Raw genomic sequence first — 17,496 nt, 5'->3', positions numbered from 1 at the left:
GGCGGGGGCAAACCCCCCGGCCGCTTTGCTTTTGGGCCTGGCGTCGCCGCTCCCCCCGCCTCAACATTCATCTTCGCCCCCCCCATCCTCATAACTGTCATTTGCCGAAGGTTCGCACGCCTGAGCCCGGCGTTACTGGATCATCCATCCATTACCCCCCTATGCCCCGCACTGGCCCCTCAGATGGTGCGCGCCGGCCTCCCCCGGCCCCTCATCAGCCACTCACCTGGTCACGTCGGGTCCGCATGGCTTCCGCTTCGGCTCCGCAGGCGGTGCGTATCCGACCTGAATCGGATCAGCAGTTGGCCCACACTTGACCAGCATCTGGCCCCCCATGGCCACGCCGACAAGCTTGACCTGTCCCGGGCTGCCTTGCCCGCCGGATCTGGTTGTTGCCTCCCTCCGCCCAGTACTGCTGCCCTAGCCACGGCCTGAAATCCGTCCTGCATTCTGCCACCCGGCGCTGACACTCGCGAGCGCGCCCCGCCACGTAGCCCTGAAATAGCCGCAGCCCGGGTCGCCCAGGCCTCGGCGTCGGAAGGCCCTCTCGACGGCATGTTGCACCCCTTCCTCCTGCCTGTAATGGGCAGGTGACCTTTCCCCTCACCTTTTATTGACTTTGAAAATCAATTTCAGCATGGACTCCCTACGCCGCGCATCAAGCCCCGCCTGTGCCTGGAACCGGTGGTGGGGCAAGCCGCGCAGGCACGTGAAGATCGATAGCGAGTTGGATCCGGCCCCCTTGAGGCCCACAGCTGCGGGCATCCCGCGTCATCCTGGAACGCGCAGCCGGTAGCCGGATCAACGCCGACGCATCGAAATGAAGATGCCTCGATCATGAACCCACAACACGGAGGAAGTGATGAAAGTGAGAGGATTCATGGCCCTGGCCCTGCTGGCGGGGGCTCTCCTGCTCGGGGGGACCGCAAAGGCCGCCACGGATGTGAAGATGACGGGTGACGTGCGCATCCATGGCAACTGGTTCAGCAAGACAAACTACACGGGCTGGAACGGAGACGGCAGCCAGACCGGCGACCCGTTCACGGTGTGGGAGCGCTTCCGCCTGCGCACCGACTTCATCGCCAACGAAAACCTCAAGTTCCGCCTGGGCATCCGGGTGAACAACGGCGTCTGGGGCGACGGCACCTTCAAGGTGGACAACCCCGCCGTGGTCATCGACGTCTACCAGGCCTACCTGCAGTTCAAATGGCCCGGCACGGACGTCGAGTTCACGGTTGGCCGCCAGCCCTTCACCGTTGCGCACAGCTCCTTCTTCGGGGGCAGCTCCATCGTGCTGGACAGCGAAGCCGCCGCGGCCATGTTCAGCCTTCCCCTGATTAAGGACACCCTGTCCTTCACCGGCGGATTCATGCGCCTGCTGGACTCCAACAAGGATTTCGACAAGACCACCCGCCAGGTGCCCGATGAGTTCGACGGCTACTACCTGAGCCTGCCCGTCACCGTGGAAGGCTTCGGCGCCATCCCCTGGGCCCTGCTGGCCGTGGCCGGACGCGACGCCGACTACGCCGGCACCAGCGTGGGCGGCGGGGGCCTCTACTCCAACACCCTGGCCCAGACCCTGTTCTCGGCCGGGCAGTACGCTCTGGAGCCCTTCGGCGTGCGCAACGGCCAGAACGTGTTCCTGTGGGCGGGCGGCGCGTTCGAGGTGACCGCTCTTGATCCCTTCAAGTTCTACGCCGACCTGATCTACGGCGGAGGCAATCTCTCCGACAGGGCGCACAACAAACGCCAGGGATGGTTCCTGGATTTCGCCGCAGAGTACACCGGCTTCGACGCGCTCACCCCGCAGGTGGCCTTCTGGTGGTCCACCGGCGAGGACGATTCGCTGCGCAACGGCTCGGAGCGCATGCCCCAGATCGTCTCAGCATGGGGGCCCAGCACGTCCTTCCTCTTCGATACGGACCAGGCCTTCGTGAACAACACCATGGGCGTGAACGCCGTGGGCACCTGGGGCTTTTCGGCCTCGCTGAACTCAGTGAGCTTCCTGCCGGATCTCAAGCACCGCCTGACCTTCGCCTACGCCCACGGCACCAACTCGGCCAAGGGCCTGCGGGCGGCCAACGCTCTGCTCGGCGCGGGAACCTACTACCAGATGGGCCGCGACCTGGCCGACTCCGAATACGTGATCGGCGTCAACCTGGACAACACCTACAACATCTACGAAAATCTGGCCCTGATGGCCAACCTGGGCTGGTCCCACGGGGAGTTCGACTCTTCGGTGTGGGGCAGGCGTTTCGTGAACCAGGCTAAGAGCGGCGACGCCTTCCTGGTGGCGGTGGGCTTGCAGTACAAGTTCTAGGCCCCGGGGCAACCTGAACCAACCGAGCGGCCGGGGCCTTCGCCCCGGCCGCTTTTTTTGCCCTGTGGCGGGCGTTTCAAGCGCATCGGGGTGCCGAAGACAACCGGCTCCGCCGTCGGCCTGATGCAACGCGCAGGGCAATCCCCTGGATTCACCCGCGCCCAAGGCGGGGTGGGCGCAATGCCGCCCGCCGGGGTTATGGCGCCGGGCGGGTTCCGGGTAATAATCAGCGGCCTGGAGGCCGTCTGAAAAACCGGAAACACGGCTTTCATCCGAAAAAACAGACGCCTTGCCCGCGCCACGCAATCGTCGCACAATTGCGCATAAACAGCGGCTCCGCCAGGATAATTCTCCCAATCCGGCTTTCTGGACGTCACGGCCCGCCCAAGCAAACTGTACGGACAAATACTTGGAATATTGACTCTTTTTCCGCAAGGCTCGCTTGGCACGAAAGTTGTTAATGTCGTGCGACCGAATTCCCTCCCTGACCGGGGAGAACACCGCAACTATTTATCACCGGGAGAAGATTCGATGGTCAGCGCATCGCTCAAGCAAACTCTCGCCTCCTACGTCGGCGCCGATAACGTCATGGACGCCGAGGCGGACAAGCATTCTTATTCCTACGACGCCGCGGTCCTCGACCCTGTGCTGCCCTCCGTGGTGGTTCGCCCCACCGATATGGAAGCAGTGGGCAAGATCGTGAAGCTCAGCAACGACAACGGGCTGCCCCTCACCGTTCGCGGAGCTGGCACCAACCTTTCCGGCGGCACCATCCCCAGCAAGGGTGGCATCGTTCTGCTGACCAACGCCCTCGACAAGATCCTGGAGATCAACGAGGAGGACATGTACGCGGTCGTGCAGACCGGCGCCATCACCGCCAAGTTCGCCGCCGCCGTGGCCTCCAAGGGCCTGTTCTACCCCCCCGACCCGGGCAGCCAGGCGGCCTCCACCCTGGGCGGCAACGTGGCGGAGAACGCCGGCGGCCTGCGCGGCCTGAAGTACGGCGTCACCAAAGACTACGTCATGGGTGTGAACTTCTTCGACAACGAAGGCAACTACTGCAAGTCCGGCTCCAAGACCGTCAAGTGCGTCACCGGCCTGAACATTCCGCAGCTGATGGTCGGCTCCGAGGGCACCCTCGCCGTCATGAGCGAGTTCATCCTGAAGCTCGTGCCCCCGCCGCAGGCCTCCAAGGCCATGATGGCCATCTTCCCCGACGTCATGACCGCCTCCCGCTCCGTGTCGGCCATCATCGCCGCCAAGGTCGTGCCCTGCACCCTGGAGTTCATGGACAACTTCACTATCGGCGCGGTTGAAGGCTTCGCCAAGGTCGGCCTGCCCACCGATGCCGGTTCGCTGCTGCTCATCGAGGTGGACGGCCACCCCGCCCAGGTCGCCGAGGACGCCGCCAAGGTGGAGAAGATCTGCCAGGACAACGGTTGCGTGCGCCTGCAGGTGGCCAAGGACGCCGTGGAGCGCAACAAAGTGTGGGAAGCCCGCCGCGCCGCCCTGTCCTCCCTGGCGCGCCTGCGCCCCACCACGGTGCTGGAAGACGCCACCGTGCCCCGCTCCAAGATTCCGGCCATGATGGAAGAGCTGGGCAAGATCGCCAAAGAGTTCAAGCTCACCATCGGCACCTTCGGCCATGCGGGCGACGGCAACCTGCACCCGACCATCCTTTGCGACCGCCGCGACAAGGAAGAGTTCCACCGCGTCGAGAAGGGCGTCGACGCCATCTTCGACGCCGCCCTCTCCCTGGACGGCACCCTCTCCGGCGAGCACGGCATCGGCCTGGCCAAGTCCAAGTACATGGAGAAGGAGACCAACCGCGCCAGCGTCCTGTACTCCAAACGCATCAAGGCCGCCGTTGACCCCAAGAACATCCTGAACCCTGGCAAGATCCTCGGGGAGTAAGACAATGGCCGACCTGAACCAGATGCTCAAACTCCTCGGCGAACTCGACGACCAGATCGTCGGCTGCATGCGCTGCGGCATGTGCCAGAGCGTGTGCCCCCTGTTTGCCGAGACCGGCCGCGAGTCGGACGTTGCGCGCGGCAAGATCGCGCTGCTCGAATTCCTCGGCCACGAGATGATCAAGGACACCAAGGCCGTGAAGGACCGCCTGGACAAGTGCCTGCTGTGCGGCTCCTGCGCGGCGGCCTGCCCCTCTGGCGTCAAGGCCGTGGACATCTTCATCAAGGCCCGCGCCATCATCACCGCCTACATCGGGCTCTCTCCGATCAAGAAGGCGATCTTCAGGGGCATGCTCACCAAGCCCGCACTCTTTAACACCCTCCTGGCGCTTGGCTCCAAGTTCCAGGGGTTCTTCACATCCCCGGTGAACGACATCATCGGGTCTTCCTGCTCCAAGCTGCTCTCACCGCTTCTGGGCGATCGTCACCTGCTCTCCCTGGCGGATAAGCCTCTTCGCAGCATCGGCAACCTGAACACCGCTCCGGGTAAAAGCGGCATCAAAGTCGCTTTCTTCTACGGCTGCGTGGTGGACAAGATGTTCACCAGCGTCGGCGAATCAATCCTGAAGGTGTTCGAGCATCACGGCGTGGGCGTTTACATGCCCACCGAGCAGGTCTGTTGCGGCGTTCCCTCCCTGGCTTCCGGCGACCTGACAAGCTACCAGGATCTCGTCCGGATGAACCTCAAGGTCTTCGGAAAGGGTGATTTCGATTACATTATCACCCCTTGCGGCACCTGTACGTCGGCTTTCCACCACGTGTGGCCGCTGATGAACGAAGGTTTCTCCCAGGCGGAACGCGACCAGATCGAGATGCTTGCCGGCAAGGCCATGGATATCAACGCCTTTATCGTGGACAAACTGGGCGTTACCGCGGTCGAGCCTGCCTCCGACGCTGCCAAGGTCACGGTTCATGACCCCTGCCACCTCAAGAAAAGCTTGGGTGTGTCGGGTCAGGTCAGAACCGCGCTCAAGGCCAACCCCAACCTGCAGGTGGTGGAAATGACCGGGTCGGACGTCTGCTGCGGCTGCGGCGGATCGTTCAACCTCCAGCATTATGGCGTTTCCACGAAGATCGGTAAGAAGAAGCGTGACAGCATCGTGGCCACAGGGGCCGATATTGTGGCGGCGGGCTGCCCCGCTTGCATGATGCAGATCGCGGACATGATGTCCCAGGCCGGCGACCGTATCGCCGTCAAGCATCCTGTGGAGCTTTACGCCCAGACCCTGAGGTAATTCGTCAACCCATTGAAGGAGGAAATGATGGAAGCCTGGACCCAAATCTATGACCCCATTAGCAAGAGCATTGGGATTTCGGCACTGGTAGCCGGTATCCCGATCTACGCCCTGTTCTACTTTCTGGCAGTAAAACGCATGAAGGGCCACGTGGCCGGCGCTATCGCCTCCCTCCTGGCCCTGGTGCTGGGCATCGCCTTCTGGGGGATTCCGGCGTCCACGGCCATCGGTTCCTACTCCTACGGCTTCGTGTACGGCCTGTTCCCCATCGTCTGGATCGTCGTCACCGCCATCTGGGTCTACAACATGACCGTTGAGTCCGGCGAGTTCGAGATCATCAAGAACTCCCTGGCGTGCATCACCGACGACCGCCGCCTCCAGGCCGTGTTCATCGGCTTCGCCTTCGGCTCCTTCATCGAGGGCACCGCCGGCTTCGGCACCCCCGTGGCCATCACCGCGGCCATGCTGGTGGGCCTGGGCTTCAACCCCCTGTACGCCGCCGGCATCTGCCTGCTGGCCAACACCGCCCCCGTGGCCTTCGGCGCGGTCGGCATCCCCATCACCGCCCTGGCCGGCGCCACCAAGCTGGACGAGATGCACATCTCAGCCATCGTTGGCCGCCAGCTGCCCTTCCTGTCCATCATCGTGCCCATCTGGCTGTCCGTGACCATGTGCGGCTTCAAGCGCACCATGGAAGTGCTGCCCGCCCTGCTCGTGGCCGGCTTCGCCTTCGCGGGCACCCAGTTCCTGATGTCCAACTTCCACGGCCCCACCCTGCCCGACATCCTGTCGGCCATCGTGACCATCATCGCGCTTTGGGGATTCCTGCGCGTGTGGAAGCCCAAGACCGTGTTCCACTTCCCGGATGAGCCCGCGCCCACCGGCCCCGCGGTGTGCAACTTCTCCGCCGGCGAAATCCTGCGCGCCTGGATGCCCTACATCATCCTGGCCATCCTGGTGCTGATCCAGGGCTGGCCCTCCATCAAGGGCCCCCTGGCCAAGATGGTCTCCGTGGACATCCCCTGGCCCATGTACCACAACATGATCGCCAAGATGGTCAACGGCCAGCCCGCCGCCCAGGCTGTGATCTTCAAGTTCCAGCCCCTGGCCGCCGCCGGCACCGCCATCCTGCTCTCCGGCATCATCGCCATCTTCATCATGCCCAACTACGGCATGGGCAAGGCCATCGGCTGCTTCGGCCGCACCATGCACCAGCTCCGCTGGCCCATCGTCTCCATCGGCAACATCGTCGGCCTGGCCTTCGTCATGAACGCCAACGGCATGTCCACCACCCTGGGCCTGGCCCTGGCCGGCACGGGCGCCCTGTTCCCGTTCTTCGCCCCGATCCTCGGCTGGCTGGGCGTGTTCCTGACCGGTTCCGACACCTCCTCCAACCTGCTCTTCGGCAACCTGCAGAAGACCACCGCACAGGCCATCGGCGTCTCCCCCGAACTGTGCGCCGCCGCGAACACCTCCGGTGGTGTTACCGGCAAGATGATCTCGCCCCAGTCCATCGCCGTCGGCGTGGCCGCCACCGGCCTGCACGGCAAGGACGGCGACATCTTCCGCTTCACCCTGTGGCACTCCGTTGCGATGCTGCTCTTCATCAGCTGTCTGACCATGCTCATGGCCTACCCGCTGAAGTGGATGCTGCCTTCCTAGCAACGGCTTGACTCCGCCTTGCATGGGGGAGTCCGTCCTGGACTCCCCCTTTTTTCTGCCTCACTGCACGAGCCCGCGAAAGGCGCCGCGCTCCCGGAGACCTTTCGCACAGGATTACAAGACCCAACCCAAAAGTTTCTTTTGGCCTATCTTATGTTTAGCGGCCGCTTCGACGGGAGCGGCAGGAGGCTCTCTCCATGGCCAACGCTACGCGCTCCTCTTCTGGAATCGTCGGTTTCTTCAGAAACTTCTCCATCTCATGGCGTTTCGCGCTCTTGCTGATACTTTTCTCCGTCTTTACTGGCGGAACCGTGACCGTGTTCTACATGGGCATCAAACAGGTGCTGGACAACAACATCCAGGCCGCCCAGGAGATCATGCTCTCCGAACAGAAGCAGAAGCTCTCCGTGGCCTCGGACAGCATCGCCCAAGCCATCGGCGTGGCCATCAAGGACGAAAGAGACCCGGCCCGCCGCGTGGAGCTCATCCGCGCCATGGTGGACCTTATCCGCTTCGAGCAGGACAAGTCCGGCTACTATTTCGTGTATGAGAACACGGTCAACGTGGCCCTGCCCACAAAGAAGGAATCCCAGGGGCAGAACCTGGGCCAGACCAAGGACAAGAACAACGTATACTTCGTTCGCGAGCTGATGGAGAAGGCCAAGGCCGGCGGCGGATTCGTCGAGTACGTGTTCCCCAAGCCCGGCCAGGGCGACCAGCCCAAGCTGGCTTACGCCACCATGATCCCCGGCACCACCATGTGGCTCGGCACCGGCGTGTACATCGACAACATCGACCGGGAGAAGGCGCGGATCCGCTCCAGCAGCGAGGAGCGCATCGGCTCCATCCTCACGGGCATCTTCTCCGGCATCGGCGGCGGCCTGGTGCTCATCATCGGGCTTTCGGGCGTCATCATCGCCAGCATCTCCGGGCCGATCCGCGAGGCGACCGCCGCCGCCATCCGCTGCGCCGACGGCGACCTGGACGTGCACCTGGACGTCTCCGGCAGGGACGAGGCCGCGCGCATGCAGACCGCGCTGAACACCATGGTGGCCACACTGCGCAGCAACATCCAGGCTATCGAGGCCAAAACCGCCGAAGCCGAGGACAAGGCCCGCGCCGCCGACGAAGCCCGCGCCCAGGCCGAGGAGGCCACCGCCCGGGCCGAACTGGCCCGCAGCGAGGGCATGGCCGCCGCCGCCTCGCGCCTGACCTCCGTGGTGGCCAGCGTGGGCTCGGCCACCAACGCCATCTCGGACCAGTCCGAGGAGATCCGCATCAGCGCCGACGAACAGAACGAGCGCATCCAGGTGACCGCCACCAACATGGAGCAGATGTCCGAGGCGGTGATGGACGTGGCCAGAAGCGCCGCCGCCGCCTCCACCCAGGCCGAACAGGCCCGGGCCAAGGCCCAGCAGGGCCGCCAGGTGGTGGACGACTCCATCCAGGCCATGCACCAGGTGGGCGAGCAGGCCCAGGCGCTCAAGTCCAACATGGACGACCTGGGCAAGCGCTCCCAGGACATTGACCGCATCCTGACCGTGATCTCCGACATCGCGGACCAGACCAACCTCCTGGCCCTCAACGCCGCCATTGAGGCGGCCCGCGCGGGCGACGCCGGGCGCGGCTTCGCTGTCGTGGCCGACGAGGTTCGCAAGCTGGCCGAGAAGACCATGAGCGCCACGCAGGAGGTCAGCTCGAGCATCGGGGCCATCCAGCACTCGGCCCGCGAGAGCATCGCCAACACGGACCGCGCCCTGGAGTCCATCTCACTGGCGAGCAACCTGGCCGACCAGTCCGGCGAGGTGCTCTCTGAACTGGTGCGGGGCGCCCAGGCCTCTGCGGAGCAGATCCATAGCATCGCCGCCGCCTCCGAGGAGCAGTCCTCCGCCTCCGAGGAGATCAACCGTTCCCTGGGCGCCGTGAGCGAGCTGACCCAGAGGACCAAGCACAGCGTGGGCAGCTCCGCCGAGGCCATCAGGGGCCTGCTGGAGCAGTCCAACGAACTGCAACGCATCATCGACGAACTGCACGGCGAGGCGGGCGGCTCCGTCCGCGCCCTGCCGCGCGGCTAACCCCCTCCCCTCCTGAACGAAAACAGGGCCTGTCCGCGTTTGCGGACAGGCCCTTTTCTCTTGAAGCTCAAGCTCCTCGCGCCGGACTACGCAGGAGATTCGGACGCCGCCTCCCGTGGGAGACGCGAAGCGGTAGGGGATTCCAAAGGGAGGAACTCCCTTTGGCGGGGTCCAGGGGCGGCGCCCCTGGCCGCCGGAGGCCTCCGCCCCCTCAAGACGCCTTCAGCCGTTCATCCGGCCGATATCCGGCCCCTCCGGCAACCGCTCAGCCCACATCCCCGGACCTGGCGTTGGCCACGGGCAGCCTGATGAAGAAGCTGGCCCCGCCGTCCTCGTTGTTGGTCACGTTGATGCTGCCGCCGTACTCCTTCACGATGCCGTAGCTGATGGAGAGCCCCAGCCCCGTGCCCTTGCCCACCTGCTTGGTGGTGAAGAAGGGCTCGAAGATCTTGCCCGCCAGCGTTTCGGGCACGCCCGTGCCGTTGTCGCTGATGCGCACGGTGACGCTGTCGCGGTTGTGCATGGTCTTGATGACGACCCGCCCGGGGGGAGCGGTTGGATCCTTTTCCCTGCGCTCCTCGATGGCGTCGCGGGCGTTGATGAAGAAGTTGGTGAACACCTGCTCCATGCGGTTGGGCTCGCAGCGCACCGCGGGCAGCTTGTCGTCCAGGTCCCAGACCACGTCGATGTTGCGCAGGGTGAGCTGCTGACTGAAGAAGTCCATGGAGCGGCGCAGCACGTCGTTGATGGCCACCTCCTCCATCTCGATCTTGGACTTGCGCCCGAACTCGCGCATGTGGGTGATGATCTTGGAGGCCCGGTCCACCTGCGTGCCGATGAGCTCCGTCACGCGCTTGAGCAGGGGTTCCGAGGGCATCTCCTGCTTGTTCAGGCTGCGCTTCACCAGGTCCACGCTGGTCTGGATCACGGCCAGGGGCTGGTTGATCTCGTGGGCCACGCCCGTGGCCATCTCGCCCAGGGTGGCCATCTTGCTGGCCTGGATGAGCTGCTGCTCCGTCTCCAGGCGGGTGGTGATGTCGCTGACGGTGACCAGGAAGACTTTGGTCTGGTTGAACTCCGAGGGGGAGATGCTGATGCTCACGAAGATCTCGTGCCCATTCCTGGTGTGGTGCTTGGCCTGGCCGATTTCGTGGCCGTGCTCCACCGCGTCGATAAACTTGTCCTTCTCCAGGTCCGCGAAGAGGTCCAGGAAGGACATGCGGGAGAACTCGCCCTTGCTCCAGCCGTAGAGGCTCACCGCGCCCCGGTTGCAGTCGCGGATGGTGAAGTCGGCCTGGTCCAGCACGAAGACGGCGCTGGGGATGTTGTTGAAGATGTCCACGTACTTCTTTTCGGAGCGCTTGAACTCGCCTTCGAGCTCCTTGCGCTCGGTGATGTCCAGGCACATCTCCATGGCGGCGACCAGGTTGCCGTCGGAGTCGTAGACAGGGGCCGTGTTCACGATCCAGTGCGCGCGGGAGCCGTCACGGTAGCAGCCGCTCTCCTCCGTGGTGTAGAACTGGCCGGTCTTGAAGGTCTTCTCCACGGGGCAGTCCGGGCATTTGGAGTCCCGGTTCTTGTAGGCCTTGTAGCAGTATTCGCCCAGGCGGGCGTTGAACTTCTCCTCGAAGGTGCGGTTGAAGCGCAGCAGCCTGAAGTCCCTGTCCTGCACGGTGATGATGCAGGGCACGCCCTCGAAGAGGTCCTGGTAGAGGTTCTTCTGCAGGGAGAGCTGGTTGTTCTTGGCCACCAGGTCGTTGCCCATCTGGTGGATGGCCTGGGCCAGCTGCCCTATCTCGTCGCCGGACTCCATGCGCTTGGGCAGCAGGCCGCGCCCCTGGGCGATGAGCTTGGCGTCGCGGATGATGCTGTTGATGGGCCGCTTGATGAGCACCACGAACAAGAGCGCCAGGGTGGCGAAGGTGACCAGGAACTGGATGAAGGCCAGGTAGGCCGTGTGCTGCTTGCTCTGCCGGATGAGCGGGTCCACGTCGGTGAGGGAGAAGGCCAGGTCCAGCACGCCCAGGATCTGCTCGTCAGGGCGGTGGAAGTGGCAGCCGGAGGCGTCGGAGCAGCCGGGCTCGTTGACGATGGGGCTCACCAGCCGCAGGACGCGCTCGCCGTCCTCCTGGGCGTCCTTGTAGATGGCCTCGTTCAGGGTGGGCTTGAGCTTGGGCACGGTGTAGATGTGGCAGGCCTGGCAGAGCGGGTCGCGCCGGGAGACCACGTTGTGGGCCTGCTCCGGGTTGCTGGCGAACATCACCTCCCCGGCCTTGTTGATGATGCGGACGTTTCGCACCTCGCGCAGCTTGGAGAGGTTGTTGACGATGGCCTGGATGTCCTCGCGGGAGTTGAGCATCATGGCGTAGTGCAGGCCGAGCTTGATGGTGCTCGAAACGCGGTCCGCGCCCATGATGACGTTCTCGATGGTGGCCTCCTTCTGGTATTCGACGTGGTAGAAGGACCACAGGAAGATGCTGGCGAAAAGGATGAAGGCCACAGGCAGCGTGATCTTCACGATCAGCTTGCTCTTGAGCGATTCGAACAGATGCCGCACCCTAGCCTCCCTCGACCCGGCGAGCCGGAAATGCACCCATCAGATAAGACTGATTCCTGGAAGCACCAGCGGCCTCGACAGGTTCTCGATTATTGTAAGGCCGCCGACGGCTCCCGCGCTCAATCCTCGCAGCGCGCCTTGCCCTCCTCCCCGTGGAGCCTGGGCACCTTGATGATGATCGCCGTGCCCTTGCCGTGCTCGGACTCGACCTCGATCTTCCCGCCGTGGCGCTCGATCACCTGGTTGGAGATGAACAGCCCCAACCCCGTGCCCCGCGACCCCTTGGAGGAGAAGAACAGCGTGAACATCTTCTCCCGGGTCTCCTGGTCCATGCCGATGCCGTTGTCCGCGATTTCGAAGCGCACGCAGTCCGCGTCGCCCGCGATGCGGAAGGCCACGAAATGGGTTGGCTTGGTGTCGTCCTCGGCGCAGGCGTCCACGGAGTTCTCCAGGAAGTTCACCAGCGCGGCGGACATGGCCGTCTCGTCCATGTCCATGACCCCGGCGTCCCGGGCGACCTCCAGCTTGAACTCCACGTTGCGCGAGGCGGCCTTGGGCCCGATGATGGCGGCCATGTCGTCCCCGAAGGAGTCCAGGCGCACGGGCACGCACTCGGTTTCGCGGGATTTGGCGTAATAGAGGATGTCCAGCACCATCTTGCGGATGCGCCCGATCTTGTCGCGCACGATGGCCCAGCCGTCGCGCACGCGCTGCGGGTCTTCGCGCTTGAGCCCGGCCTCCACCTTGTAGACGCCGCCGTCCAGCGAGGTGAGCAGCCCCTTGACCCCGTGGGACATGGAGCCCAGCATCAGCCCCAGGGAGGCCAGGTGGTCCTGCAGTTGCCTGATCTGGGTGATGTCCGTGGAGATCTCCATGACCTGCTCGATCTCGCCCTTGTCGTCGTAGATGGGGGCGGTCTGGATCAGCACGATGCGCTGCTCGCCATCCTTGGTGGTGACCGCAGTCTCCCACTGGTGGGTCTGCCCGTCGGCGAAGGTGCTGACGATGGGGCACTCCTGGCAGGGGTCCTCGCGGTGCTTGAACAGCTCGAAGCATTTGCCCAGGCGGCATTCGCCGAAATCCTGCCGGAAGCGGCGGTTGGCCTCCACCAGCTTGTGCTCCGGGTCCACCACGGAAATATAGCAGGGCACGGCGTCGAACAGGCGGTGGTACTTCTCGCGGGCGGCGCGCAGCTCCTCCTGCAGGCGGCCCACTTCGGTCACGTCCACCGAGAGCTCGATAACCAGCTCCACCTGGCCCTCGTTGTTGAAGATGGGCGCGGTGTGCACGATGACGGGCAGCTCCCTGCCGTCGATTCCCATGAGGGTTTCGCGGCTGCGCAGGCCCTTGCCCTCGTGGATGGTCTTCCAGACCGGGCAGGCGTTGCCGCTGCCCTGGCGGCCCTCGTAGACCTCCCAGCTGTTGTGGCCCACCAGGTCGCCCAGGCGGTCCTTGTAGAGCTGGTTGACGGCCACGATCTCGAGGTAGCGGTTGTGGATGGAGATGAAGCAGGGGAGCTCGTTGAAGTAGCTCGGCCCGTCCGCAAAGGACTGCACCAGGCTGCGCATGGCGGTGGAGAGGCCCTCCACCACCTGGCCCACGGCCAACTGCCGCTCAAGCTCCACCAGCTTGGCGGATTTCTCCTTGACGATGCGCTCCAGGCTCTGGGTGTGCTCCTTGATCTGGCGGCGCATCACGACCTTGTCGGTGGCGCGCTTGAGGGCGCTCACCAGCAGTTCGTCGCGGATGGGCTTGGTGATGAAGTCCAGGGCTTCGTATTGCAGGCTCTTGAGGGCCAGGTCCATGTCGCCGTGGCCGGAGATCATGATGACCTCGGCCTCGGGGTCGAGCTGCTTGAGCCTGCGCAGGAGTTCGATGCCGTCCATGCCCGGCATCTTGATGTCGGTCAGGACGATGCTCGGTTCGTTGAGCTTGAAGGAGGCGATGGCCTCCTCGCCGTTGGCCGCGGTGAAGACGTCGTATCCCAGGTCCGCGATGGAAAGGCCCAGGATCTCCCTGATGGCGTCGTCATCGTCGACCAGCAAGACTTTCTCGCCCATTTCACCTCTCCTTTGGCTGGCGCGCGCCGGAACCGGCGGTTGCGCCTTTGTACCCTGCTCCGCAAGAGGCCACAAGATGCCGCGCCAACACGACCCCGGAGGTGGAGAAAGAAGAAAGCGCGGGCCTCCGATCCTGGAAACCCGCGCTTTGCGTATCTTTGCCCGAAGGAGTGAGGCTAGGCGTCGCCCAGCATCTCCTTGACCATCTTCACGGTCTTGGCGGGGTCAACCGGCTTGGTCAGCACCGGCACGTTCTTGGACAGAACGGGCGGGCGGGGGCCGACGCCGCTGATCACGATCACGGGGATCTCGGCCAGGGCGGGCTCCTGGCGCAGCTTCACATAGAACAGGGTGCCGCCGCGGGCGGGCATGTCCATGTCCAGGGTGATAAGGTCCGGCTTGCTGACCTGGGTCTTCTCCAGGCCTTCGATGCCGTTCTTGGCGCCGTCGGTTTCGTATCCGGCTTCCTCAAAGACATCCTTCAGGTACGAGATGATTTCGGGATCATCGTCGATGATAAGGATCTTCTTGGCCATAATTACCTCTCAATTTTCGCGGCGCGGGCCGCAAAATGGTTATTTCAGCTTGCCGAGGGCCTTGACCATCTCCATGGCCACGCCGATGCCGGCCTTGACCTCGGAGTTGGAGACCGCGCCCACGATGCCCAGGGGGCCGATGGGCTTGGCGTTTTCCAGGTTGATGTTCGCCGGGAGGTCCGTGAGCTTGTTGAGAAGCTCCATCATCTCCGGGGTGGACATCTTCTTCAGCAGGCCGATCAGCATGACGAAGCTGTCGCCCATGGCCTCGATGTCCTCGGGGCCGTAGTGCTGGGCAATCTTGGCGCGCACTTCGAGCATCGCCTCGTAGGTGCGGAACACGCCGCGCGCTTCCAGGGTGCCCAGGTAGCGGACCGTGCTGTGCAGGGCGCTCTTCATCATCGGCTCCATGGTGTTCCACATGTCGATGAGGCTTTCGAGCGTTTCCATGCACCAGGTCAGGTTTTTAACGTTGACCATGACCTTCTTGACCAGGGGCATCACGTCTTCGAGCTGGAAGGCGTCTTCGACGTCCTTGAACTCGTTGATCATGACATAGAGCGCCTGCTTCATGATCGGATTCAGGTCGCGAATCAGATCATCCATGGGCTCCCTGGCCTCGCGCATATCAGCCAGCTCGGCTTCTATCTTGCCGAGTTTTTCGAGAATGAGGTCCTCTTTGCTGCTCATGTTCCGGTCTCCTAGAAGCCGCCGGGGCGTTTTTTACCGGCCATGAACATCTGGGGCTCGAGGGGCAGATCCTTACCTTTGAGCATGAGGTTGAAGTAGACCCACTTGAACATCATCTTGCCCCAGTAGTTCATGTAGGACTCTTCCAGCAGGCCGAAGGGACCGACGCCCGGGAACGGATACTTGCCCGGCAGCGGCTCGACCTTGTAGTTGAAGTCGATGAGCGCGGCTTTCTCGTAGCCGGTGACGATGAAGCAGTTGGAGTGGCCGTCGAACTCGGGGCGCGGGGCCAGGCCTTCGATGTCGCGGTGCAGGTTCTCGACCAGCACGTCGGCCTCGAAGTGGGTCACGGAACCGGCCTTGGAGGTCGGCACGTTGGTGGCGTCGCCCAGGATGTACATGTTCTCGTAATCCGGGGACTTCAGGGTGTAGTGGTCGGTCTTCAGGTAGCCCATGGGGTCGCCGATGTCGGAATCAATGATGACCTGGGAACCGAAGTTGGGCGGAATGGCGACCATCAGGTCGAACTCCACCTCGTCGCCCTTCATGGACTCAATCACGCCGCGCTCGGCGTCGACGGCAGCGATCTCGAAGTTGGGAACGATCTTGATGTTCTTCTCTTCGCAGATCTTGCCCAAGATGGAGGCGGCCACGGGCTTGGTGAACGCGCCGGTGAGCGGGGTGACCAGCTCGATCTCGATGTTGTGGCGGGTATCCTGCGTGGAGAAGTACCAGTCGGCCAGGAACAGGAACTCCAGGGGAGCCACCGGGCACTTGATGGGCATCTCCGCGATGTTCAGGATCATCTTGCCCTTTTCGAAGCGCTGGAGCTTGTGGAACAGGGCCTGCGCGCCGTTGGGGGTGTAGAAGTCGTGGATGTTCTTCTTCCAGCCGTCCATCATGCCTTCGATCTCGTCGGGCATGATCGAGCAGCCGGTGGCCACAACGATCCAGTCGTAGTCGTGCTTGCCGTTGGTGGTGGTGACGACCTTGCCGACGGGGTCGATGTTGGTGATCTCCTCGTTGACGAAGTCCACGCCCTTGGGGATGAAGCCGGACAGGGGACGGACGCAGTCCTTGATGTCGTAGACGCCGAAGGGCACGAACAGCCAGCCGGGCTGGTAGTGGTTGACGGTGGAGCGATCGATGATCGTGATCTTCCACTCTTTCTCGTCCAGTTTCTTGCGCATTTTGTTGGCGATTATGCAACCGCCGCAGCCAGCACCAAGAATGAGAAGTTTTTTCATGTCCTGACGGCTCCTATCGTATTTTGAACCTTAGGTTCTGACTTCAACCTCCAAGCGTCCCTGGAGAGTCCCCATCCAACGGTTCCCCCTAAAGCAAGGGCCGGGCCAGGACGCGAATTTTAAGTTTAAGGCAGTAATATCAGCATATTGGCGACAACACCCTACGGAGGAGCCCCTCCAGCCAGCAACATTCGTTTACACCGCCCTCCCGTCTTTCCCGGCGTACGGCCGAAACAGCGCCATCCCCGGCGATCGCAACAATTGTTGACACGTCAACCTGTGTTGCAGCCCACCGGAACTACGGCGGGCAAACAACAACAAAAGACCGGCGCCCGTGGGGACGCCGGTCCATATGCAGCCTTGGCAGCCTGACGCCGGGACTAGACGGAAATCTTGCCCAGGTTGCTCTGCATCATGCCCGAGATCTGGCTGGTGAGGTCGGAGCCCTGGTTGCCGTTGAGGTAATCCAGCAGGGTCAGGCTGGATTGCCCGGCGTAGCTGCGCATGGAGGCCGAGGTGGCCTTGCCCAGGTTGAAATCCTTCAGGCTGCCGGAGAGGGAGGCGTTGGAGAACTGCCCGGCCAGGGATTCCATGCTCAGGCGTTGCAGGATGTCCGAGCACTGGGGCGCGGCGTCGTGGAAGTCCTGGGCGATGGCCCCTGCGACCTCCTTGAAGCCGTCGGGGTCGCTCTTCTCCAACTGGGAGAGCTTGCTGAGCAGCGAGGCGATCTGGGATATGCTGGTCGACGAGATGGACGAGGACGAACCGTCGTCGGACGACTGGCCCCCCAGTGCGCCGATGCTCCCGGCCGCCGAGGTGTCGGTGGTGGCGCCCGTCGTACTGTCGGTCTGGCTGGGGTCGAGGTAGCCCAACTGGGCGATGAGGCTCTGTCTGCTGATGCTGGAAACGGCCATGGCGTGTCCCCTTTTTCCGGTGGTCCCCACGCGCAGCACAAACCATTCCAGACGGAGGAAGCCGCATTATTGCGGCATGTTGCAGTTTGCTGCGGCGAGTTTTTCCCACCGCGCGGCTCCCGGATGCGCCGCCAGCGAACCAGCCGTAATGATGAGGGATTCCAAAGGGCGGAGCCCTTTGGCCGCCGGAGGCCCCTCCCGTCAGCAGGGATCAGCCGCTCGCGCGC

At 63.6% G+C, this 17,496-nt stretch carries 11 protein-coding genes; 5 read left to right on the top strand and 6 right to left on the bottom strand.

The window, feature by feature from the left end:
* Positions 1-868 precede the first annotated feature (868 nt).
* The 5 genes from MLE27_RS15850 (at position 869) to MLE27_RS18045 (ending at position 9,265) form a co-directional block, all read left to right on the top strand.
* The gene (locus tag MLE27_RS15850; RefSeq protein WP_243313239.1) at positions 869-2,320 is read left to right on the top strand and encodes an outer membrane homotrimeric porin; all 1,452 of its coding nucleotides are present in this window, start codon (positions 869-871) and stop codon (positions 2,318-2,320) included.
* 531 nt (positions 2,321-2,851) lie between these two features.
* A complete protein-coding gene (locus tag MLE27_RS15845; protein ID WP_243313234.1) occupies positions 2,852-4,234 on the top strand; it encodes an FAD-binding oxidoreductase in 1,383 nt (460 codons plus the stop codon).
* A 4-nt stretch (positions 4,235-4,238) separates the two neighbouring features.
* Positions 4,239-5,528 (top strand): (Fe-S)-binding protein, encoded by a 1,290-nt coding sequence (locus MLE27_RS15840; protein ID WP_243313233.1) that lies wholly within the window; start codon positions 4,239-4,241, stop codon positions 5,526-5,528.
* Positions 5,529-5,555: 27 nt separating this feature from the next.
* The gene (locus tag MLE27_RS15835; protein ID WP_243313231.1) at positions 5,556-7,190 is read left to right on the top strand and encodes an L-lactate permease; all 1,635 of its coding nucleotides are present in this window, start codon (positions 5,556-5,558) and stop codon (positions 7,188-7,190) included.
* Between the two features lie 197 nt (positions 7,191-7,387).
* Positions 7,388-9,265 carry a methyl-accepting chemotaxis protein gene (locus tag MLE27_RS18045; RefSeq protein WP_279355870.1) on the top strand — a complete coding sequence of 626 codons (1,878 nt, stop codon included), beginning with the start codon at positions 7,388-7,390 and terminating at the stop codon, positions 9,263-9,265.
* Positions 9,266-9,530: 265 nt separating this feature from the next.
* Here MLE27_RS18045 and MLE27_RS15820 read toward each other — a convergent pair whose 3' ends face one another.
* The 6 genes from MLE27_RS15820 to MLE27_RS15795 form a co-directional block, all read right to left on the bottom strand.
* Positions 9,531-11,822, bottom strand: a complete 2,292-nt coding sequence (locus tag MLE27_RS15820; RefSeq protein WP_243313229.1) for a PAS domain S-box protein — start codon at positions 11,820-11,822, stop codon at positions 9,531-9,533.
* A 119-nt stretch (positions 11,823-11,941) separates the two neighbouring features.
* The gene (locus MLE27_RS15815) at positions 11,942-13,882 is read right to left on the bottom strand and encodes a response regulator (RefSeq protein WP_243313227.1); all 1,941 of its coding nucleotides are present in this window, start codon (positions 13,880-13,882) and stop codon (positions 11,942-11,944) included.
* A 176-nt stretch (positions 13,883-14,058) separates the two neighbouring features.
* Positions 14,059-14,418, bottom strand: coding sequence for a response regulator (locus MLE27_RS15810; protein WP_243313225.1), 360 nt, complete (start codon positions 14,416-14,418; stop codon positions 14,059-14,061).
* A gap of 39 nt (positions 14,419-14,457) precedes the next feature.
* Positions 14,458-15,108, bottom strand: coding sequence for a DUF1641 domain-containing protein (locus MLE27_RS15805; protein WP_243313223.1), 651 nt, complete (start codon positions 15,106-15,108; stop codon positions 14,458-14,460).
* 11 nt (positions 15,109-15,119) lie between these two features.
* Entirely contained in the window at positions 15,120-16,355 is a 1,236-nt protein-coding gene (sqr, locus tag MLE27_RS15800; RefSeq protein WP_243313221.1) for a type III sulfide quinone reductase, selenoprotein subtype, read from the bottom strand.
* A 380-nt stretch (positions 16,356-16,735) separates the two neighbouring features.
* Positions 16,736-17,269 (bottom strand): hypothetical protein, encoded by a 534-nt coding sequence (locus MLE27_RS15795; RefSeq protein ID WP_243313219.1) that lies wholly within the window; start codon positions 17,267-17,269, stop codon positions 16,736-16,738.
* Between the last annotated feature and the right edge of the window lie 227 nt (positions 17,270-17,496).

The sequence above is a fragment of the Fundidesulfovibrio agrisoli genome (assembly GCF_022808715.1).
Lineage (GTDB): Bacteria > Desulfobacterota > Desulfovibrionia > Desulfovibrionales > Desulfovibrionaceae > Fundidesulfovibrio > Fundidesulfovibrio agrisoli.
This window is presented reverse-complemented; position numbering and strand designations above follow the sequence as displayed.

Bases quoted from the DNA above. Each gene is read 5' to 3' on its own strand.
- MLE27_RS15845 (WP_243313234.1), top strand. From the start codon at position 2,852: ATGGTCAGCGCATCGCTCAAGCAAACTCTCGCCTCCTACGTCGGCGCC.
- MLE27_RS15840 (WP_243313233.1), top strand. From the start codon at position 4,239: ATGGCCGACCTGAACCAGATGCTCAAACTCCTCGGCGAACTCGACGAC.
- MLE27_RS15835 (WP_243313231.1), top strand. From the start codon at position 5,556: ATGGAAGCCTGGACCCAAATCTATGACCCCATTAGCAAGAGCATTGGG.
- MLE27_RS18045 (WP_279355870.1), top strand. From the start codon at position 7,388: ATGGCCAACGCTACGCGCTCCTCTTCTGGAATCGTCGGTTTCTTCAGA.
- MLE27_RS15815 (WP_243313227.1), bottom strand. From the start codon at position 13,882: ATGGGCGAGAAAGTCTTGCTGGTCGACGATGACGACGCCATCAGGGAG.
- MLE27_RS15810 (WP_243313225.1), bottom strand. From the start codon at position 14,418: ATGGCCAAGAAGATCCTTATCATCGACGATGATCCCGAAATCATCTCG.
- MLE27_RS15805 (WP_243313223.1), bottom strand. From the start codon at position 15,108: ATGAGCAGCAAAGAGGACCTCATTCTCGAAAAACTCGGCAAGATAGAA.
- sqr (WP_243313221.1), bottom strand. From the start codon at position 16,355: ATGAAAAAACTTCTCATTCTTGGTGCTGGCTGCGGCGGTTGCATAATC.
- MLE27_RS15795 (WP_243313219.1), bottom strand. From the start codon at position 17,269: ATGGCCGTTTCCAGCATCAGCAGACAGAGCCTCATCGCCCAGTTGGGC.